Annotated in this window: 1 tRNA gene and 1 rRNA gene; both read right to left on the bottom strand. The window is 55.5% G+C overall.

The features are described 5' to 3' along the window. Positions 1 to 3 precede the first annotated feature (3 nt). A tRNA-Met gene (locus QSK43_RS27035) sits at positions 4 to 80 on the bottom strand. 264 nt (positions 81 to 344) lie between these two features. After that, a 5S ribosomal RNA gene (rrf, locus tag QSK43_RS27030) occupies positions 345 to 459 on the bottom strand. Positions 460 to 476 lie beyond the last annotated feature (17 nt).

Below are 476 nucleotides of genomic sequence, written 5' to 3'. Positions count from 1 at the left end.
ATTTGGTTGCGGGGGCAGGATTTGAACCTGCGGCCTTCAGGTTATGAGCCTGACGAGCTACCGGGCTGCTCCACCCCGCGTTACCCGGTTTTTGCCTTGGCAAAATACCGATTGCGTAAATCCCTTTGGGATTTATCGCGGCTACGTCTTTGCTTTAGCGAAGACGGATCTGTTGCGGAGCAAATTGCCGAAGGCGATTTGTCTCCTGTAAGGGACGCACGAGGCGTTTGCCTTATGTTTTTCTGTGCCGGAATGCAAAAAGGCCGCTTGTTGCGGCCCTTTGTATCGGCTGGGCCGAAGTGTGTGATGAGAAGATGTTGATAGTCATACATTGCGTTTTGCAGACCTGGCAGCGACCTACTCTCCCGCGTCTTGAGACGGAGTACCATTGGCGCTGGGGCGTTTCACGGCCGTGTTCGGAAAGGGAACGGGTGCGGCCGCCCCGCGATAACCACCAGGTCGGCAAAACGCAACAT

Source organism: Rhizobium sp. GR12 (genome assembly GCF_036596185.1).
Taxonomy (GTDB): Bacteria; Pseudomonadota; Alphaproteobacteria; order Rhizobiales; family Rhizobiaceae; genus Agrobacterium; species Agrobacterium nepotum.
Note: the sequence above shows the minus strand (reverse complement) of the source record. Positions and strands in the feature narration are given on the sequence as shown.